This window comes from Thermotoga maritima MSB8, from assembly GCF_000008545.1.
In the GTDB taxonomy this organism is placed as follows: domain Bacteria; phylum Thermotogota; class Thermotogae; order Thermotogales; family Thermotogaceae; genus Thermotoga; species Thermotoga maritima.
Genome location: NC_000853.1, coordinates 1,059,145 through 1,079,295, shown reverse-complemented (window position 1 = coordinate 1,079,295; position 20,151 = coordinate 1,059,145). Strand labels below are relative to the sequence as shown.

Sequence of the window (20,151 nt, the reverse complement as noted above, 5' to 3'; positions counted from 1 at the left end):
AGAAATGAGTACATTGCTTCAGATAAAAAATTTGAGAACGTACTTTTTTACAGACGAAGGTGTTGTGAAGGCAGTGGATGGTGTGAGTTTTGAGATAGAGGAAGGAAGGACATTGGGTGTTGTGGGAGAGAGTGGTTGTGGAAAGAGCGTCACGGCAAGATCCATCATCAAGCTTTTGAGTACAGCAGGTCGGATCGTCTCGGGGGAGATCCTCTACAACATGGACGGTCAGATGGTGGACCTTGTGAAGTTCTCAAAGGAAGAGATCAGAAAGGTCAGAGGAAGGCACATTGCGATGATCTTTCAGGAGCCCATGGCTGCCTTTTCTCCTGTGTACACGATTGGAGATCAGATCACGGAGGGTATGATCTACCACTTTGGAATCACAAAGCAGGAGGCAAGAGAGCGCGCGGTAGAACTTCTGAGAAGAGTTGGTATTCCAAAGCCGGAGAAGATGATAGATTCTTATCCGTTTGAGTACTCGGGTGGTATGAGGCAGCGTGCGATGATAGCGATGGCTCTTTCGTGTAATCCTCGTCTTCTGATAGCGGATGAGCCGACAACTGCTCTGGATGTGACGATTCAGGCACAGGTTCTCGATCTTTTGAAGGACCTGCAACAGGAGTACAAAATGGCGATCATGATGATCACGCACAATATGGGTGTTGTGGCGGAGATGGCGGATCATGTGGTGGTGATGTACCTTGGGAGGGTGGTAGAGAGCGCTCCGGTTGAAGAACTCTTCTACAATCCCAAACATCCGTACACATCGCTTCTTTTGAGGTCCATTCCGGTTGTGGGAAAGAGGGTAGAAAGGCTTGAGGTGATAGAGGGAGACGTACCAGATCCAAGGAACATGCCGAAGGGTTGCCGGTTTCATCCGAGGTGTCCTTACATGATGAAGGGAATCTGCGATGAGAGGGAGCCGGTCGAGGTTGAGGTGGGGCCAGAACACAGAGTCAGTTGTTTTCTCTATGGAGGGGAAAAAGATGGCGCTTCTTGAGGTGAAGAATCTGAAGAAGTACTTTCCCATCATAAAGCGGGGTTTTAGAAGGAAGGTTGTTGGGTATCTGAAGGCGGTGGATGGTATCTCCTTCCACATAGAAGAGGGAGAGACCTTAGGACTTGTTGGAGAAAGCGGCTGTGGAAAGACCACAACGGCAAAGCTCATCATGAGAGGGATCGAACCGACAGAGGGTGAGATTGTTCTCAATATGGATGGAGAAAAGGTCGATATTACCAAGTTGTCTGAGAAGGAACTCAGGGAGAAGGGTGTGAGGCGGTTTCTTCAGATGATCTTCCAGGATCCTTACTCTTCTTTGAATCCGAGGATGACGGTGCGTGATATCATTGCGGAACCTCTTGTGGTGAACGGTGTTATAAAGGGAAAAGAGGAGATAGACGCCATCGTTTCTGATCTTTTGAGGGCAGTCGGTCTCAGGCCTGAGTACATGCAGAGATACCCGCACGCTTTCTCTGGGGGGCAGAGACAGAGGATCGCCATCGCACGTGCGATCGCACTGAAGCCAAAACTTGTGCTCTGCGATGAACCCACTTCCGCTCTGGATGTGTCCGTTCAGGCTCAGATCATAAATCTTCTGAAGGATCTTCAAAAGGAATACAACCTCACGTACCTGTTCATCTCGCACGATCTTGGGGTGGTGGAACATATCACAAACAGGGTGGCTGTGATGTACGTGGGAAGGATCGTGGAACTGGCTGAAACTGAAGAACTCTTCTCTTCTCCAAAGCACCCTTACACGGAAGCACTTCTTTCTGCTGTTCCAAAACCGGATCCAAAGAGGAAGAGAAAGAAAGCTCAGCTCACAGGTGAGGTGCCGGATCCTTCGAATCCACCGTCTGGTTGTTATTTCCATCCCAGGTGTCCTTACGCTAAAGCTATCTGTAAGGAGGTGTATCCCGACCTCAGAAACGTAGGTACTGATCAAAATCCTCATCTCGTGGCGTGTCATTTCGCTGATTCGCTAAAATTAGAAGGAGTAGGTACAATGTAAGATATTTCTAATCCAACAAGTGATTACGGATAATAAAGGAGGATAAAAACATGGTAAGACCGCAACGAAACAAGAAGAGATTTATTCTTATCTTGAATGGAGTTTGGAATCTTGAAGTAACCAGCAAAGACAGACCAATCGCCGTTCCTGGAAGCTGGAATGAGCAGTACCAGGATCTGTGCTACGAAGAAGGACCCTTCACCTACAAAACCACCTTCTACGTTCCGAAGGAACTTTCACAAAAACACATCAGACTTTACTTTGCTGCGGTGAACACGGACTGCGAGGTCTTCCTCAACGGAGAGAAAGTGGGAGAGAATCACATTGAATACCTTCCCTTCGAAGTAGATGTGACGGGGAAAGTGAAATCCGGAGAGAACGAACTCAGGGTGGTTGTTGAGAACAGATTGAAAGTGGGAGGATTTCCCTCGAAGGTTCCAGACAGCGGCACTCACACCGTGGGATTTTTTGGAAGTTTTCCACCTGCAAACTTCGACTTCTTCCCCTACGGTGGAATCATAAGGCCTGTTCTGATAGAGTTCACAGACCACGCGAGGATACTCGACATCTGGGTGGACACGAGTGAGTCTGAACCGGAGAAGAAACTTGGAAAAGTGAAAGTGAAGATAGAAGTCTCAGAAGAAGCGGTGGGACAGGAGATGACGATCAAACTTGGAGAGGAAGAGAAAAAGATTAGAACATCCAACAGATTCGTCGAAGGGGAGTTCATCCTCGAAAACGCCAGGTTCTGGAGCCTCGAAGATCCATATCTTTATCCTCTCAAGGTGGAACTTGAAAAAGACGAGTACACTCTGGACATCGGAATCAGAACGATCAGCTGGGACGAGAAGAGGCTCTATCTGAACGGGAAACCTGTCTTTTTGAAGGGCTTTGGAAAGCACGAGGAATTCCCCGTTCTGGGGCAGGGCACCTTTTATCCATTGATGATAAAAGACTTCAACCTTCTGAAGTGGATCAACGCGAATTCTTTCAGGACCTCTCACTATCCTTACAGTGAAGAGTGGCTGGATCTTGCCGACAGACTCGGAATCCTTGTGATAGACGAAGCCCCGCACGTTGGTATCACAAGGTACCACTACAATCCCGAGACTCAGAAGATAGCAGAAGACAACATAAGAAGAATGATCGACAGACACAAGAACCATCCCAGTGTGATCATGTGGAGTGTGGCGAACGAACCAGAGTCCAACCATCCAGACGCGGAGGGTTTCTTCAAAGCCCTTTATGAGACTGCCAATGAAATGGATCGAACACGCCCCGTTGTCATGGTGAGCATGATGGACGCACCAGACGAGAGAACAAGAGACGTGGCGCTGAAGTACTTCGACATCGTCTGTGTGAACAGGTACTACGGCTGGTACATCTATCAGGGAAGGATAGAAGAAGGACTTCAAGCTCTGGAAAAAGACATAGAAGAGCTCTATGCAAGGCACAGAAAGCCCATCTTTGTCACAGAATTCGGTGCGGACGCGATAGCTGGCATCCACTACGATCCACCTCAAATGTTCTCCGAAGAGTACCAAGCAGAGCTCGTTGAAAAGACGATCAGGCTCCTTTTGAAAAAAGACTACATCATCGGAACACACGTGTGGGCCTTTGCAGATTTTAAGACTCCTCAGAATGTGAGAAGACCCATTCTCAACCACAAGGGTGTTTTCACAAGAGACAGACAACCCAAACTCGTTGCTCATGTACTGAGAAGACTGTGGAGTGAGGTTTGAGGTCTATGACTGATGTTCGGCGCTACTGGATTTCTCTTCTTCGAAAAATTTGTGAAATGCCTCTTGAACTTTGCGCATCGGATCGCTTGAAGAAATCGATGCCTGTGGAGGGAAAGAAGAGCGAAGAAAGGAGAAAGTTCACACATCTAGAACTTCTGGGGAGAATCTTCTGCGGAATCTCCCCGTTTCTTGAATTGAACAGGGAAAGTCCGAGCACGGATCCAGAGGAGAGAAAGATCGCAACCCGATTATCAGAATTTGCAGTCAAATCCCTCGATGTTGCAACGAATCCAAACTGCAAAGATTACATGAACTTCAAAGAAGGAAGACAGCCACTGGTTGATGCTGCTTTTCTTGTAGAGGCTATATTGAGGGCTCCTAAGGTTCTCTGGGAAGATCTCGATGTTTCTACAAAGAAAAGATTGATAAGAGAATTGAAGGCAACAAGAAAGATAGAACCTTATTTTTCCAACTGGCTTTTGTTTTCCGCCATGATTGAGACTTTTTTCTTCTTCGCAGGGGAAGAATGGGACAGCACGAAAGTCGATTTGATATTGAAAAATGTAGAAAGCTGGTACAAAGGAGATGGAGCTTACGGTGATGGTCCTTTTTTCAGGTGGGACTATTACAACAGTTTCGTTATTTATCCGATGACGATAGACGTGCTGAGGATTATTTCCGAGGAAAAGACAGAATGGAAAGAACTGTACGTGAAAGTATTGAGGCGGGCTCAGAGGTATGCCGTTGTTCTCGAGAGAATGATATCCCCTGAAGGAACTTTTCCCATCATCGGTAGATCGATAACCTACAGAACGGCGGTCTTTCATCTTTTGAGCCAATTGTCACTTCTTCACCTTCTTCCAGCGAGTCTTTCTCCAGCTCAGGTCAGGTGTGCGCTCACCGCAGTTCTCAGAAGGATTTTTGAGAATCCCTCGACGTTCGATGAAAACGGCTGGTTGAAAATTGGTGTTATCGGTTCTCAACCCTCACTCGGTGAGGAGTACATCACAACAGGCAGTCTGTATCTGTGTACAACGGTCTTTCTGCCTCTCGGACTTCCCACCTCAGACCCCTTTTGGAGAGATCCCTGCAAGAAATGGACGAATAAAAAGGTATGGGAAGGAGAAGATGTCGCTCCGGACAGAGCCTTAGAGGATTAACACACATTAAAATCTGATGAATCGGTTCATTAATTTTCCGGTGATATCATGACTAAAGTCAGAACATTCCCGGGGGGAGACGAACTTGGACCCCAAGGTAAAGAAGGCCTTGAACATTTCCATAATAGAGGGAGCGCTTGCTGTTCTCATCAACCAGTTCTTCGGTGGAGCTTATCTGACGGGCTATTTCCTGTGGATGGGAGCCTCAAGCTTCTTCATTGGCCTTTTCGGTTCTATTCCCTTCTTGGCAAACACGCTCCAACTTCTCACACTCTCATTCTCACATCGTTTGAAATCCAGGAAACAGATCATCGTTCCACTGATGTGGACTGCCAGAACGTCCATATTGCTGTTCGCCGTATTTCCCGCTATCAAGCATGGTCTTCTCCTTGCGTATCTTCTTTATTTTTACATCCAGATCGCAGGTGCCCTGTCTGCTCCTCTCTGGCAGAGCTGGATGTCAGATCTTGTGCCAAAAGATATGATTGGAAGCTACTTTGGTTTCAGAAATCTCATCCATGGAGCGGTTCAGATTCCTGCTATGTTCCTTGCTGGTGCGATACTCGATTCTCTTGGAGAAAACTGGAAAGGTTTTGGCACACTCTTTCTCATAGCGGGTTCTCTCGGGGCCCTGAACGGATACTTCTTGAAGATACAGTACGAGCCACCGTACAAACCACGCGAGGCGTCTGTTTCCATAACAAAAGCCGTAAAGTTTCTCCTGAAAGAAGAACACTTCAAAAACTTTCTTTTTGGATTCGCCTTCTGGAACTTCGCTATCGGTGTTGGTACGGTCTATATAAACGTGATGCTTTTAAAAGAGGTCGAGTTTTCCTATCTTCAAATAAGTGTTCTGAACGCAGTGGGAATGTTCATAGGAACTCTCTTCCAACCTTTCTGGGGAAAGTTGGGAGACAGGTATGGATTTCAATACTTTCTCAAAGTCTGTCTGTGGATTCATGCGATTGTTATTCTCCTCTGGACACTGACTCCTAGATCGTTCCTTTACGTCTTCTTCCTTCAGATAATAATTGGTATATTCGTAACAGCAGGAACGAGCCAGCTTGTTTTCTACACCCTCATGTACACAGCACCTTCATCCCTCAAAACTGAAGCCTTCTCTGTGTTCAACAGTCTGTCCAATCTTTCTTTGTTCGCTGGATCTTTAGTTGCAAGCGTTTTAGTTGCCTCGCTGGAGAACATCAGTCTTCCCTTTGGAATATCCGCTATCAGACTCACCATGTTCATATCGTTCTTTTTGAGAGCATCGGCGGCGTACATAATATCCAGGATGGATCTTGGAACACCTCAAAAAGTGGATTCTCTGATCCAGGCTGTGAAGGAGTCGTTCTTCTCAGGAACGGTTCCGTGGATCAGAGAAAGGTTGAACACACTGAACATTTTTAGAAGAAAACGTTGAGACATGGTAAAATAATATTGAGATCACACAACGAAGGGGGTAAGTAACATGGAAGTACTGAAGGTATCGTCGAAGTCCGATCCTAACAAGGTCGCTGGTGCTATTGCCGGTGTGGTGAGGGAGCACGGTAAAGCGGAGATTCAGGCCATTGGAGCCGGTGCAGTGAACCAGGCAGTGAAGGCCATCGCCATTGCGCGGGGGTACCTGGCACCGAGTGGTATCGATCTCGTTTTCGTTCCTGCCTTCACGGACGTCGAGATCGAAAACGAAAAGCGGACAGCCATCAAGTTCATAGTCTTTCCAAAAAGCTGAAGGGGAGCATCAGCTCCCCTTTGATTTTTCCCATTTCTTGTTTCACTCTTCGAGAATCCTTTCCGCTTCATCCCTGTAAGATTCCATAACGTATGGAATTCCTGAGATTTCTGCTGCGTCTTTTGTGAGAGCGATGAGATCTTTCCTGGAAAGAGCAGAGAGCCTGAACTTTCTCGCACCCGCCATGAGTTGCTGCAGACCCGTTTTGAACTTCTGAACGAACGTGTAGACTCCTATGGCACCAAGAGGCAATTTCTTGACTTCTTCCTCTCCAAATCGGGATCTCAGTTCTTCGTAGGTGACGAAGATTTCCTCTACGGTTGTTCCGTATTTCGAAACTGTCTTCGGCAAGTTTCCGCTCTTGAGCCACTCGCCTATGTTCTTTCCCACCATCGCGGGTATCATGAGAGCCCTTCCCATACAGACGGCCTTCACGTACGGAGAACCCATCGCAATGGCCTTGAGAACACCGTCTTCTGTGGAGAAACCGCCGGCTATGGCTATGTCAGGAACCCTGATTCCTCTCCTGCTCAACTTTTCCGCGAATTGATACGTCAAAGCTTCAAGGTAGAACGTAGGAATTCCCCACTCGTTCATCATCGGCCACGGGCTCATACCCGTTCCACCCGGTGCTCCATCGACGGTGATCAAATCCACCTTCGCCTCAGCACCGTATCTGAGAGCCATGGCAAGTTCAACAGCCGAGTAAGCTCCCGTCTTCAAGGTGATTCGTTTGAACCCGAGTTTTCTGAGTCTTTCCACTTCTTTCAGGAAGGACTCCTTAGAGACAAAACCAAGTCTTGAGTGTCTTTCGAACTCCTTGATTTCTCCCTCTTTGAACGCTCTCTGAACTTCCGGAAGTTCGGGATCGGGGAGAACTATATAACCTCTTCTTTTCAGTTCCAGAGCGCGTTCAAGGGATCTCACCTTTATCTCTCCACCGATGCTCTTGGCTCCCTGCCCCCACTTGAGCTCAATGGTTTCGATGCCGTGTTTGTTTATAACGTACTCCGCAACACCCAGCCTTGTATCCTCAACGTTCATTTGAATAAGTATTTCACCGTATTCCCCGTCGTGGTATCTCTTGTATATTTCTATTCTCCTGTCGAGTTCCGGTGATTTCTTCACTTTTCCGTTGCTGTCGAGTTCCAGATCCGGATCGACACCCGCTACATTTTCTCCACAGACAACCGTTATTCCACTGATGGCAGCTCCCACCGCTATGTGATCCCAGTTCTTCCTCGCGATTTCTGTGGAACCGAGTGCCCCCGTGAATATGGGAACCTTCATCTTCACTTTGATGTCCCAGCCGTACTCTGTGGTTGTATCAACGTTCGTGAATATTGCGGTGTCAGGACCTGGTTCCACTCCTTCGGGAAGACCTTCCGCACCGCGTGCGTACCCGAGAATGTTAAGGTGTGAGTAGTCAACAGGATAGTCCTTGACGGCACCCGCGGTGATGTCACCGAACGGACCTGGATAGAGAACCTCTCTTCCCCTGAACGACGCAAGCCAGGTTTCACATCCTCCGGTACAGCCATCTACACACTTGGCGCACAGGCCTGACATAGGGACAACATCCCTTGAGCGGTTGAACGTTCCAGTCGCTTCGTTCGCATTTGGCCTTCTGAGGTTTCCCACTACCGTTCCCCCCCAAATGGAATTTATATGCCAGAGATTTTGATTAATTATAAAACAAACAGAGAGGACTACAAGAGGCAGTCAAAATATTGTAATATTTGTATGAGGAGGTATAAAAGTGTGAAAAAAAATGTAATCATACTCGCACTCATGATAGTGTTCGTATTTGTTTTTGGAACGGTTGCCTTTCACCTGATAGAAGGGTGGAACCTTTTCGATTCATTTTTCTTCACGCTCATCACAGTTTCTACGGTGGGATACTCTATTCCTGAGAACCTCTCTCAAGCTGGAAAGGTGATAGCTTCCATTCTCATAAGCGCTGGTGTGACGATCGTGCTGTACGGTTTCACATCGGTGACATCGATGATCGTTGAGGGACACATAGGAGAGTACTTCAAAAGCAGGAGGATGAGGAAGATGATCGACAGACTGAAAGATCACTTCATCGTAGTGGGAGCGGGAAGAACAGGAAGGCACACCACCCTGGAGATAATGAAAGCAAAGAAGCCCTTTGTTGTGATAGATCAATCGGAAGAAGCAATCGCCAGACTCAAAGATTTTCTGGGAGAGGAATTCCCCTACGTTGTGGGAGATGCCACAGAAGAAGAAATTCTCATGAAAGCGGGGGTTGAAAGGGCTCGTTCTCTTGTGGTGACACTTCCCGACGACGCGAAAAGCACGTTCGTTGTTCTCACCGCAAAGTCCTTGAATCCGAATCTCGAGATTGTATCCAGAGTCTCTGACATGAAGGCTTTGAGCAAGCTCGTTTACGCGGGGGCGGACAAAGTGATCGCTACATCGGAGCTCGCGGGTGTGAGGCTCGCTCAGATGGCTCTCAATCCCACTACTATAAGCTTCCTGGACATTCTCTCCTTCGGCGAGGAATCCTTCAGAATAGAGGAAGTGGTAATACCCCCAGAGAGTCCTGTTGCCAACAAAACGCTCGGTGAAATAAACCTTGCGAAGAGAGCCGGAACCATCGTCATTGCGATCAGACGTGGAGGAGAGGTGATCTTCAACCCGACAGGAGACACGAAGATACTCCCGGAGGACAGGCTCATGGTGGTGGGAAAAAGCGATCACTTCGAAAAACTCCACAGATTAATCGAGGAGGGATAGAATGATACTCGTGTATTCGACCTTTCCAAATGAAGAAAAAGCGCTCGAGATAGGAAGAAAACTCCTCGAGAAAAGGCTAATAGCTTGCTTCAACGCGTTCGAAATCAGATCCGGATACTGGTGGAAAGGTGAAATCGTTCAAGACAAAGAGTGGGCGGCTATTTTCAAGACTACAGAAGAAAAAGAAAAGGAACTCTACGAAGAGTTGAGAAAACTTCATCCATACGAAACACCCGCGATCTTCACACTGAAGGTGGAAAACGTCCTGACTGAATACATGAACTGGCTCAGAGAATCTGTTCTATGATCTGAACAGCTTCCTCCACAGTCCACGCCTGATGAATCTCTACGATTCTTCTGTTGTCCAGGTACTTTCCGTCTATCAGAACCTGAGAGATCCTGTCCGTCCACCCACCCGTTCCTCTCAGCAGGATCACAGGCTTCCCTAGCGCATAAGCTCCCAGAATCTCTATCGCTGTTCCAATCTCTCCGCCAATCGAGACAACTACATCTGCGTTTCTCAAAAGAACGAAAGATCTCATCTGAAAGTCAAGGCCTGTTTTCACGGCGACGGAAAGATACGGATTCCCCGCTTCTTCATCGGGAAGTATTCCCACCACGGTTCCGCCCGCTTCTCTGACCCCCTGAGATACGAGTTCCATCACACCGTCTCTTCCGCCGTTGAACACGAGGTACCCTTTCTTTGCCAGGGTTCTTCCAAGTTCCAGACAAATATCTCGAAGTTCCGACACCGGAGATTTGTTCACCGGTCCGGAGTATCCGACAACGACGACTTTTTTCACGTTCCGAGGTACACCTCCCTCACTGTTTCGTCTTCCAAAATTCTTTCAGGAGAACCTTCGGCGAGGATCTCTCCCTTGTAGATGACGTAGATCCTGTCAGCGATTTCAACGAGTTCATCGACGTTGTGGTCGGTGATGACGATTCCGAAATTTTTCTGCTTCAATTCCAGGGTCATTTTTTGAATTTCTTTCACAGTCTTCGGATCTATTCCGCTGAAGGGTTCATCGAGCAGAATGAAAGCGGGATTCAAACACATCATTCTTGCGAGTTCTAGCTTTCTCTTCTCTCCCCCGGAAAGAAAGCTCGCGGGTTGATTCTCGAGGTGTTTCAGATGGAATTCGTGGAGGAGTTCTTCTATTTTTCTTTCTCTTTTTTCTTTATCTTTCTCATGGAAGCGAAGCACGAGGTCTATGTTTTCCCTCACAGTGAGGCCCCCGAAGATCGAAGTCTCCTGCTGAAGATAGGTGATACCGAGTCTTGCTCTCCTGTAAACGGGAAACTTCGTTATATCAACATCCCTGAAGATGATCTTTCCCGAAGTCGGTACAACGACACCAAGAATCATGTTGAAAATAGTGGTCTTCCCGGCTCCGTTGGGACCGAGAAGACCGACTATCTCACCCCTGTGAAACTCCAGATTCACTCCGTTCACGACGTATCTTCTGCCGAACCTCTTTTTGAGGTTCTCGCACCTCAAAACGTCCATCATTTCTGATTGATGTAAGCGATCACCTGGTCTGTTATATCGTAAGATGGCTTTCCATAGAGAACCATCTGTTTCGCAATCACAAGATCGTATCCCATAACACTCGCGTATTCCTGGATTTTACTCACAACTTCTTTCATCACTTCCTGAATCTTCTGCTGGTATTCAGTCTTCAGAAGATTTTCGTATTCAGCCTTTTTCGAGAGAATCTCCTTCTGTTTTGCCTGTATCTCTTCCTGAGATCTTCCTTCTTCCTGCATCTTTTTGAGCTCATCCTCCATCTCCTTCAACTTGTTCTGATAGAAAGAATAGTCTCTCTTGTACTTTTCGTTCAGATCCTGCCACTTGTAGTAACTCTCTGTCGCTTTTTCAACATCGACGTAGGCTACCCTCAGGGAAGGGCTCGAGGAACTCTGTGAAACGAGTAGCGTTGCAAGGAGAACACCTGCCAGAACGAGGGGTAGGAGCAGTTTCTTCATGCTTATTCCTCCTTTCAAAATGTGATTTTTCCTCTTATTTTCTCCAGCGTCTTTTCACCTATTCCAGGCACGTCCAGAAGATCTTCGGGAGAACGAAAGGGACCGTTTTTCTCTCGGTACTCGACAATGGCTTTTGCCTTTACCTCACCTATGTAGGGAAGGGTTTCGAGTTCTTCAACCGAAGCTGTGTTCACGTTCAGTTTTGTGACTTCTCTTTTGATATGTTGTTCAACTCCTTCGACGGTCACATATCTGGAAATCTTCTCCAGGGTTTTTTCTCCGATTCCAGAGACGTTCTTCAATTCTTCTACACTCGAAAATCCACCGTGTGACTCTCTGTAATCGATGATCCTCTGGGCTTTCACAGGCCCGATCCCTGGAATCGACATCAGGTCCTCCAGAGAAGCGGTGTTCAGCTCCACAGGAAAGGCGACCACCTTCTGAGAAGCTGTTGTGTCCTCTTCTGTTCTCGTTTCTCGTTCCATAACAATTCCAAGCAATATGAAGAAAACAAGTGCCACGAACAGAATTGTTCTTTGATGTTGCTTTCTGAGTCTCAAGGACTGATCAGCCTCCCGGCGTATCCCGGCCTGTTCACCTTCACCCGCTTCATGATGTCTTCCCAGTTCAGTTTTTCAAAGTAATCTTCGGCAAGTCGGAGTGTTGGAAAAGCTCCCACCACCACGGAGTAGTACTTCTTATCCAGTTTCTGGAAGGCGTAAACGTAGGAAGGATAACCTGCCACTCTCAAATCGTAAGCGAGTTCTTTTGAAAGACTCTCAGACAGCGTTGTTATCACAAAGACTCCATAAAGGGACCTCTGGGCAACCTGCGAGAAATCCTCGAACTCACCGAGGAGAACCACCGAATAGGTGTCCGTTGAAACAGGAGAAATGAGATACGGAAGACCCGACCTCCTGATGATCCTCAGAGCATCTTCCTTCTTCACAACGAAGGAAGAAACCACCTGATCTTCAGAGACGAAATCCGCCATCTCGTCTCTCAACTTCTCGTAGTCGAACTCCTCGAATTCCACGAGGAGGGGAGTCGGTGGAGGTGTTACCGAGAAGGACTCTTCTATTTCTTCAGGTATCTTCAACTCCACGGGCTTTATCTCCACGATCTCTACTTTCACGTTTCTGAGCTGGAATTTCAAATAAATATTCCAGGACAGCAGAGCTATAGCCACACCGAAAATAACGACGATCAGCCAGAACAAAAACCTTGACTGGCCATCGGAAAGAGTGATTCTGGCCATCTCTCACGCCCCCAGATACCTGATGAGAAGATCGACCGTTGCCTCAACATCATCTGGTGCGATCATCTCACTGGGTGAGTGAACGTATCGTGTGGGAATAGACACCGTGGCCGAAGGAATCCCTTCTCTAGTCCGCTGGTACCCCATGGCGTTCGTACCGCCGAACGTCAGAACCTCCATCTGATACTTTATATCGAATTTTTCCGCGATTTCTATCAAATTTTCGAGGATGCGTTTGCTGCTGATCGATGCCCTGTCTTTCACTTTCAGAGCGGGTCCACCGGAGAGCCTCATTGCGTGTCTCTTGATGGCCTTCGGAGTGTCTGCCGAATCAGTCACATCGATCGCGATGGCCTCGTCCGCTGGTACGCCGTACCCCGCCACCGAGGCACCGACCAGTCCCACTTCTTCCTGAACACTGAAAACACCGTAGAGCGTAACAGCGGGTTTGATTCTTTTGAAAACTTCCACGATCACGGCACATCCTATCCTGTCATCCATCGCCTTCGAGACGTATTTCCCGGAAACTTCGACGAATCCACTGTCGTAGACACCGAAGCTTCCAATTGGGCACATCTTCTGTGCTTCTTCTCTGGAATTTGCACCGATATCGATGAACAGCTTGTCGAACGAGAGCTTTCTCACATTCTCCTGCCTTTCTTCTGTTGTTTCACCTTCCATACCAACAACGCCTATTGTACCGTTTTCGAACCTGATCCTTTTTCCAAGAAGCATGTACGGAGAGACACCGCCGACGGGTTCTATTGTCAGAAATCCCTTGTCGTCCACGTTTGTGACGACAACACCTATCTCATCTATGTGAGCGTCCAGTATCACCTTTTTCTCGCCGCTTCCTTTCCAGACAATGAGATTGCCGAGCCCATCGATCCTGTGGCCATCTATGTGCCCTTCGAGTTCCTCGAGGATGATACTTCTCACCTCTTCTTCCCGTCCACTTGGGCCGAAGGCTTCCGTCAGCTTTCTGATCAGTTCCTTCATGAGACCACCTCCACGATTTTTCCTTCCTCGACAAGTACTTTTATGAGTTTCTTCGTGTTTTCGTAGTCGTTCAAATCTATGATCGAATTCGGACTGTGAATGTACCGAGCTGGAGTGGAGATCACACCTGCTGGTACTCCGTAGGCGGTTCTGGCGTAACGTCCCGCGTCCGTTCCCCCAGCGGTTCTTCTCTTCATCTGAAACGGAATGTCGTTGTTCTTCGCCGTATCCACGATGGTCTGAAAGATCTCCTTTGGGATCACGTATCCTCTGTGGTAAAAGGTGATGGCAGGACCGTCACCCAGATGTGTTGCCCATTTCCTTTCCTCCAGTTCCGGATTGTCGCCGGCCGTGGTGGTTTCCACGACGATGGCACAGGTGGGTTTCAGCTGTTCCACCACAACTGCACTTCCACGAAGACCCGTCTCTTCTTGAACTGTGAAGACAAAGTACGTGTCGTAAGCGGGACTCACACCACTTTCGAGAACATCGATCAGAACAGAACAACCCGCTCTGTCGTCGAACGCTTTCCCGACTGCCCGGCCGTTCTTTTCGATGTAATCACTCACGAAAGAGACGTAGTCTCCTATTGATACGTACTTTTTCGCTTCGTCTGCCGAAGAAAAACCGAAATCAATTCTCAGGTTCTCAAACCTTGGGGGAGTGTTCTCTTCATCGCGCTGAAGGTGGATCGGTCTGTAGCCGATAACTCCTTTGAGATTCTTCACCTGAACCACCTTTCCGGGAAGTATCCTGGGATCGACTCCCCCAACGGGCAAGAACGACACTTTTCCGTCCTTTTCTATTTTGCTCACAACGAAACCGACCTCATCCATGTGAGCCGAAACGAGCAGTTTTTTCGAAGAATCTCTTCCTCTTTTCAAAGCTATCAAATTCCCAAGGACATCGGTGTAAAGGTTGTCAACAAGACCTTCTATCTTTGACTTTATGAAATCCCTGACCTTCCCTTCATCTCCAGACACACCCGGCATCATCGAAAGCTCTTTGAGATACATCTATCACACCTCCAGTTCTACCGCGACAAGGGAGAGAAGTCTAGCGAGTTCCTCCACATCGCGCGGGTCCACCATTTCAACGGGAGTGTGCATGTACTTCAAGGGAATGGATATGAGAGACGTTCTAACACCGTTTCGAACAAGCTGAACGAAATCCGTTTCCGTGCCGGACCTTCCACCAACCGCTTCTTCCTGAAGGGAAACGTTGTGTTTCTTCGCTATCTCGATGATCTTCTGAACAAGATTCCTATCCACAACCGGTCCCAGGCCTATCACCGGACCTTTTCCAAGCTCTATGTGATCACTGAATGGAGGCTCGGAAGCGAACGTAACGTCCATCACGATCGCCGCGTCGGGATTTATCTCGTACGCACCTGTGAGAGCCCCTAAGCACCCTGTCTCTTCCTGAACAGAAAAGACCACATAGACATCCCATGGGTGATCGTATCTTTTGAGAAATTCGAGTACTTTCACAAGAACTCCACAGCTCGCTCTGTTGTCCAAAGCCTTCCCGACCACCTTCCCATTCGTTTCGAAAGCCGTCTGATCTATCACTGCAATGTCACCTACACGAACATCTCTTTCACACAGAGATAAATCGACGAAGATTTCATCGTATGTGAGGACTTTCTTTCTGGATTCCGAATCTTGCAGGTGTGGAGCAAGCATTCCGATCACACCGCGTTCGATCCCGTTTTTTGTGTAGATTCGCACCTTTGAGGCATAAACGACCTTCGGATCCACTCCACCCACGGGCTCGAGTCTGGCGAATTGCCCCTCCACCTTTGAAACAACAAAACCGATTTCATCCACGTGGGCAAAAAACGCGAGTTTTCCTATCCCCTTTCCCTTTTTGTATCCGATCAGACTTCCGTGGCGGGTTGTTTTCGCTTCGTCCACGAAGGGCTCAATGACTGACTTTATGTAAGAAACCACGTTCGTCTCGTAACCTGAAGGGCCGTCGAGGTTCGACAGTTCCATCAAGAGTTTTCCGGTTTCCATCTTCATTCACTCCTTTCAAAGCTCACCTTGTCAAACGGTTCGATCACTATACGATTTCCCTTCACATGTGCGATAGAAGGCACGTTTTCTTCTCCTTTGGAATGCGTGATAAAACCCGCTATTTGAATGAGGGAGGTTTGAAGATCTAGGGCGGCTACCACGGCCTGTCCTCCTTCGTTCAATCCCGCACGTATGTTGCCCTGCGCCTTTCCAAAAACAACAACAGAACCTCCGGCAAGGATTTCAGCCCCCTTGTTCACGTTCCCGAAGACTATCACATCACCGGAATGAACAACAGTCTGACCGGATCGAATATTCCTTTTTATCACTTTACCGGTGCTTTCAACCGTCGTTCGTGACTGCACTTTCAGATCGTTTTCCTTTCCCTCGACAGTGCTTCCAACGAGTATCTGTGAGACTTCAAGACCGAGATTTCTCAGGTGAGAAACGATCCTTGGTATATCCTGAGAGTGTTTGTTGTGATTCTCGATCATCAGAGAGATCCTGTCTCCCTTGGCAAAAAATCCTCCCATCTGGGTGATGCGAGCGGAGATCGCGTTCAAGACTTCTTCGAGGTTCTGATAATCTTTTATGAGAAGTACGAGACCTTCCTTCGTCATCTTGAAATCCACCATTCCTATCACCTCATCTTTAGATTCTATCATGTTTAAAATAATAATCGGAGGTGTCTGAAATGAGACTGATAACGTTCGATGCTTCGTACGATCCCATCGCTGAAGAAAGCAAAACTGTGCGGGTCTATGTCTTTGAACCGGAGAAGATTGAACGCAATCTGATCTTCCTTCACGGGATAGGAAACGGAAATATTCCATACCTTCTCTGGTTTGGAGAGAAGTTCAGAGAGTACAACATCAAAACCTGGTTTCTCATCCTTCCCTATCACGAAAAACGTGCACCGGAGAACTGGTCTGGAGGAGAGCCTTTCTACCACTCTTCACCCTCTTTCTGTGTGAAGCGATTCGACGAGGCTGTGCAGGACGTGATCGATCTGGTTGATGTTGTGAAGAGAGACAATGACAAGCCCATTTCGTTGATGGGCTTCAGCTTCGGAGGAATGATAACAACCATAGCACTCGCCCGTGAAAAACGAATCGAAAAGGGTGTTATCTGCTGTTCTGGTGGAGACTGGAGATGGATCAACTGGTATTCACCTTACACGGAGAGATTGAGAGAACTCTACAGGAAGAATGGAAACGAATACGGTTGTAGATCGGAGAAGGATTGTATCAAGAACAGAAGGAATGCCCCTGAGATTATCAAGTCGTTCAACTCCATCGAAGATATCAGAAAAAAACCACCGGTGGGTTGCTATTTCTACGACCCGGCATCTTTCGCTCCGTTCGTTGACCAGAAAGTGCTATTCTTCTGGGCGCTCTTCGACCATGTGATACCATACCAGTCTTACGCGTGCCTTCACAAGCTTCTCAAGAACAAGAAGACCGTTTATCTTCCATCGGGTCACAAAGGTTCTTACTTCTTCAGGAGATACATCGCAAAAAGAGTGGTGAGGTTCTTAATAGATGATGAGTGAGTAAAGCGTTGCGATTATGAACGGTATGAACATGAAGCTCCACGCCACCTTGAAAAATTCCTTGAAACTCACCGTGTGTTTCGTGTACTTTTCCAGAAGGGAAAGACCAACTATGTTCTGAACGGCTCCAAGAGGTGTCAGGTTCGTTCCAAGATTCGCACCGACGGCGTACACCCACCACAGTGAAGCGGGGAAACCCTGCGAGACGAGAATTTTCAGTGTGGGAGCGATTATGAGAGTTGCGGGAACAGCACTCAGGAAAGCAGTGGAAAGGATGGAGATCCATGTTACCGTGGCAACGAACAGGAATCTGTTGAAAGATAGAGCTTTCAGGAAACTGGCTATGACTTCCATAACACCGATTTGTTCCAGAGAGTACGAGATGATGAAGAGGCCTGTGTAGAAGAACAGCGTGTCCCAGTCTATTCCTTCTGACACTTTTTCGAAATTCTTTCCAAGCATGAGAAGAAGCGCACAGGCAGCTATGAGCGCTATCAACGAAAGCTCTACTTCCACGAAGGAATGAAGACCGAACAACACCAGAGTCGAGAGGAAAACAAACAGCGATTTTTTGAGAACCACCGGGTCTGTGATCGATCGTTTCGGGTCCACGCTGAGAAGATTTCTAAGCTTTTCAAAGGCTTTTTCATCGATGCGAACGTACCTCTTGAAGAGGAAAAAGACGACTACAAACATGAGAACAGTTACAAGCCCCATGTTCTTCAGAAAATCGTTGAAGCTGAGTCCGCTTATCGAACCAAGTACGATGTTCAAAGGACTTCCGATGAGTGTTGACATTCCTCCGATGTTGTCTATGAAGATCGTGAAGAGAAAGAAAGGCACGGGATTCACTTCCATCGTATCGAGGATCAAAAACAGTATAGGAGAAACGAGAATGATGGTGATCAAATTGTCGAGGAACGCGGAGGTTACAGCGGTGAGTACCATAAGGAAGGCGAACAGAAGCCAGAATCTACCCCTGGAAATCTTTATAGCGGAAATTGCAAGATATTCGAAAAAACCAGTCCCCTTCAATATGTGAACGATGATCATCATTCCTAAGAGAAGCCCCAGTGTGTTGAAATCGACCACTTCACCTATGTTTTTAAGATCGAGGCCTTCGACAACTTTTATTGCCATGAGAACGAGTGCAATGAGCAGGGTTACAACGGATTTGGCGATCTTTCCGAATATGATGAAGTAGTAAGCGAGGATCGCAAACAATAGAACTAACATTGCTTCGTTCATACTCTTCGCCTCCCTGTCACGGGATTATTCTAACACCGGTTTTTTTAAAATTATTATTCAAAAAAGTGAATTCCACGGTAAGAATGGTAGAATAAAAACCAAAGGAGTGAAAGGGTATGAAAATGTGGGATGCAATCATGAAAATGTTTTTCGGTGAACACCACCATCATTGCTACGGCCCGGCGGTTTCTCCACCGGGTGTGTGATGGTGGGAGATCGCACGGGCCACGTCGAGAAGACGTGGCCTTTTTGTTTATCGAATAAAACCGCAAAGAAGACACCATTTTCTATAAGGTGGGGATGAATTTGCAATTTAATATGTGCCAAAATGTTAATATATCATAGAGAAATGAAGAAGATTGTCTTTTGACAGTAGGCGGATCACCTTTGGAAGTGTTAAAAGAATACATCAAATCTCAAGGACGTGACAAAAATGCTTCGAACCTACAAGTTCAGAATCTACCCTACGAGAGAACAAGAAGAAAAACTGGCCAAACATTTCGGTCACACCAGATTCGTGTACAACTTCTTTCTGAACTACGCCAACATCATCTACAGAGTAATGGAACGTCCTACATACTACAACGAATGGGCATCTGTTTTGGTAAAACTCAAAAAGACAAACAAATATTCATGGCTCAACGAAGTGAACTCTCAAGCGCTCCAGCAGTCGCTGAAAGATTTAGAACGCGCATTCAAAAATTTCTTCAAAAAGCAAGCTGGCTATCCAAAGTTCAAGAAAAAGAAATTCTCCCGCCAAACCTTTCGTATTCCACAGCACATTCAGCTGTATATCAAAGAAGACAATCCAAAATACGGCTGTATATTCGTTCCCAAGTTCAAAGAAGGGATAAAAGTGCGGCTTCACAGAAAGCTTCCGAAAGACGGAAAGATAAAACAAGCAACGTTCATCAAAACAGCGACGAACAAATACTACGCTGCGATAGTCTTTGAAGTCCAAGATGCTGAAGTACAAAATACTTCCACCGGCATTCTAGGTATAGACCTTGGAATCAAAGACACAATCACATTGAGCGATGGCAAGAAATATAAAATGCCAGACCTTTCAAAATACGAGAGACAGATCAAAAGACTTCACAGACGATTATCCAGGAAACAGAGAGGTTCAAAGAACTGGGAAAAAGCACGTTTGTGTCTTGCAAAGCTGTACGAGAAAATAGTCAACATAAAAAACGACTGGCTTCACAAGATCACACACGATCTTGTCAGCGAAAGCCAAGCTGGAAAGATCGTGGTGGAAGACCTCAACATCAAAGGTATGGTTCAAAACCACAGACTTGCCAGGCACATCCACATGCAGTCGTGGAGGAGATTCTTAGAACTTCTCGAGTACAAGGCAAAGCGCTGTGGGATCGAAGTGATAAAAGCGAACAGATACTATCCCTCAAGTCAGATGTGCAGTGAATGCGGGTACATAAACAAAGAAGTCAAAGACCTGAGCGTTAGAGAATGGACGTGTCCTGTATGTGGAGCGCATCACGATAGAGACGTGAACGCTGCGAAGAATTTGGTCAGGTACGGCTTGATGCTTTCAATAGGGCGGGAACCGTCCGAATTTACGCCTGTGGACAGTGCTCTGGCGGCGGAACCCGAAAGGGGTCTACGAGCTATCACGGGTTGAAGCGGGAAGCCATGACTTCTATAAGTCATGGTAGTT

Annotated in this window: 21 protein-coding genes and 1 pseudogene; 11 read left to right on the top strand and 11 right to left on the bottom strand. The window is 47.2% G+C overall.

Annotation, left to right across the window (positions count from 1 at the left end; translation table 11 throughout):
• The first annotated feature begins 4 nt into the window (after window positions 1–4).
• The 6 genes from TM_RS05400 (at window position 5) to TM_RS05375 (ending at window position 6,649) form a co-directional block, all read left to right on the top strand.
• Complete coding sequence (locus TM_RS05400) at window positions 5–1,003, top strand: ABC transporter ATP-binding protein (RefSeq protein WP_004080423.1); 999 nt, start codon at window positions 5–7, stop codon at window positions 1,001–1,003.
• Window positions 990–2,015 (top strand): ABC transporter ATP-binding protein, encoded by a 1,026-nt coding sequence (locus TM_RS05395; RefSeq protein ID WP_004080424.1) that lies wholly within the window; start codon window positions 990–992, stop codon window positions 2,013–2,015. Before TM_RS05400 ends, TM_RS05395 begins: the two co-directional genes overlap by 14 nt.
• A 50-nt stretch (window positions 2,016–2,065) precedes the next feature.
• Window positions 2,066–3,757, top strand: a complete 1,692-nt coding sequence (locus TM_RS05390) for a glycoside hydrolase family 2 protein (protein ID WP_004080425.1) — start codon at window positions 2,066–2,068, stop codon at window positions 3,755–3,757.
• 5 nt (window positions 3,758–3,762) lie between these two features.
• Entirely contained in the window at window positions 3,763–4,917 is a 1,155-nt protein-coding gene (locus TM_RS05385; RefSeq protein WP_004080427.1) for a DUF2264 domain-containing protein, read from the top strand.
• An 85-nt stretch (window positions 4,918–5,002) separates the two neighbouring features.
• Window positions 5,003–6,337: an MFS transporter gene (locus tag TM_RS05380; protein ID WP_004080429.1), complete on the top strand. Its 1,335-nt coding sequence runs from the start codon at window positions 5,003–5,005 to the stop codon at window positions 6,335–6,337.
• A gap of 48 nt (window positions 6,338–6,385) precedes the next feature.
• Window positions 6,386–6,649, top strand: a complete 264-nt coding sequence (locus TM_RS05375; RefSeq protein WP_004080441.1) for a stage V sporulation protein S — start codon at window positions 6,386–6,388, stop codon at window positions 6,647–6,649.
• 42 nt (window positions 6,650–6,691) lie between these two features.
• Here TM_RS05375 and TM_RS05370 read toward each other — a convergent pair whose 3' ends face one another.
• Complete coding sequence (locus TM_RS05370) at window positions 6,692–8,290, bottom strand: FMN-binding glutamate synthase family protein (protein ID WP_004080443.1); 1,599 nt, start codon at window positions 8,288–8,290, stop codon at window positions 6,692–6,694.
• 120 nt (window positions 8,291–8,410) lie between these two features.
• Between TM_RS05370 and TM_RS05365 the strand changes: the two genes are divergently transcribed.
• Both TM_RS05365 and cutA read left to right on the top strand, forming a co-directional pair.
• Window positions 8,411–9,409, top strand: coding sequence for a potassium channel family protein (locus TM_RS05365; RefSeq protein WP_004080445.1), 999 nt, complete (start codon window positions 8,411–8,413; stop codon window positions 9,407–9,409).
• Between the two features lies 1 nt (window position 9,410).
• Complete coding sequence (gene cutA, locus TM_RS05360) at window positions 9,411–9,716, top strand: divalent-cation tolerance protein CutA (protein WP_004080448.1); 306 nt, start codon at window positions 9,411–9,413, stop codon at window positions 9,714–9,716.
• Here cutA and TM_RS05355 read toward each other — a convergent pair.
• Genes TM_RS05355 through minC form a run of 9 tightly spaced genes read right to left on the bottom strand, consistent with a single transcriptional unit; the run spans window position 9,697 to window position 16,308 of the window.
• Complete coding sequence (locus TM_RS05355; protein WP_004080450.1) at window positions 9,697–10,212, bottom strand: TIGR00725 family protein; 516 nt, start codon at window positions 10,210–10,212, stop codon at window positions 9,697–9,699. The two genes, cutA and TM_RS05355, sit on opposite strands and share 20 nt — an antisense overlap.
• The gene (lptB, locus tag TM_RS05350) at window positions 10,209–10,922 is read right to left on the bottom strand and encodes an LPS export ABC transporter ATP-binding protein (protein WP_004080452.1); all 714 of its coding nucleotides are present in this window, start codon (window positions 10,920–10,922) and stop codon (window positions 10,209–10,211) included. The genes TM_RS05355 and lptB overlap by 4 nt, the downstream gene beginning before the upstream one ends.
• Entirely contained in the window at window positions 10,919–11,398 is a 480-nt protein-coding gene (locus TM_RS05345; RefSeq protein ID WP_004080454.1) for an OmpH family outer membrane protein, read from the bottom strand. The genes lptB and TM_RS05345 overlap by 4 nt, the downstream gene beginning before the upstream one ends.
• Before the next feature lie 14 nt (window positions 11,399–11,412).
• Window positions 11,413–11,958, bottom strand: coding sequence for a ComEA family DNA-binding protein (locus TM_RS05340; protein ID WP_004080456.1), 546 nt, complete (start codon window positions 11,956–11,958; stop codon window positions 11,413–11,415).
• Window positions 11,955–12,656: a hypothetical protein gene (locus TM_RS05335; RefSeq protein WP_004080457.1), complete on the bottom strand. Its 702-nt coding sequence runs from the start codon at window positions 12,654–12,656 to the stop codon at window positions 11,955–11,957. The genes TM_RS05340 and TM_RS05335 overlap by 4 nt, the downstream gene beginning before the upstream one ends.
• Before the next feature lie 3 nt (window positions 12,657–12,659).
• A complete protein-coding gene (locus tag TM_RS05330) occupies window positions 12,660–13,655 on the bottom strand; it encodes a M42 family metallopeptidase (RefSeq protein WP_004080460.1) in 996 nt (331 codons plus the stop codon).
• Complete coding sequence (locus tag TM_RS05325; RefSeq protein ID WP_004080462.1) at window positions 13,652–14,671, bottom strand: M42 family metallopeptidase; 1,020 nt, start codon at window positions 14,669–14,671, stop codon at window positions 13,652–13,654. Before TM_RS05325 ends, TM_RS05330 begins: the two co-directional genes overlap by 4 nt.
• 3 nt (window positions 14,672–14,674) lie before the next feature.
• Window positions 14,675–15,673: a M42 family metallopeptidase gene (locus TM_RS05320; protein ID WP_004080464.1), complete on the bottom strand. Its 999-nt coding sequence runs from the start codon at window positions 15,671–15,673 to the stop codon at window positions 14,675–14,677.
• 2 nt (window positions 15,674–15,675) lie between these two features.
• Entirely contained in the window at window positions 15,676–16,308 is a 633-nt protein-coding gene (gene minC, locus TM_RS05315) for a septum site-determining protein MinC (protein WP_008193407.1), read from the bottom strand.
• A gap of 59 nt (window positions 16,309–16,367) precedes the next feature.
• Between minC and TM_RS05310 the strand changes: the two genes are divergently transcribed.
• A complete protein-coding gene (locus tag TM_RS05310; protein WP_004080469.1) occupies window positions 16,368–17,225 on the top strand; it encodes an alpha/beta hydrolase in 858 nt (285 codons plus the stop codon).
• Here TM_RS05310 and TM_RS05305 read toward each other — a convergent pair.
• Window positions 17,208–18,473, bottom strand: coding sequence for an ArsB/NhaD family transporter (locus tag TM_RS05305; protein WP_004080471.1), 1,266 nt, complete (start codon window positions 18,471–18,473; stop codon window positions 17,208–17,210). The genes TM_RS05310 and TM_RS05305 overlap by 18 nt on opposite strands.
• 360 nt (window positions 18,474–18,833) lie before the next feature.
• Between TM_RS05305 and TM_RS09815 the strand changes: the two are divergent.
• Both TM_RS09815 and TM_RS05300 read left to right on the top strand, forming a co-directional pair.
• Window positions 18,834–18,959, top strand: a pseudogene (locus tag TM_RS09815) (IS200/IS605 family transposase); the annotation flags it as partial.
• The gene (locus TM_RS05300; RefSeq protein WP_004080474.1) at window positions 18,907–20,115 is read left to right on the top strand and encodes an RNA-guided endonuclease InsQ/TnpB family protein; all 1,209 of its coding nucleotides are present in this window, start codon (window positions 18,907–18,909) and stop codon (window positions 20,113–20,115) included. The pseudogene TM_RS09815 and the gene TM_RS05300, both read left to right, overlap by 53 nt.
• Window positions 20,116–20,151 lie beyond the last annotated feature (36 nt).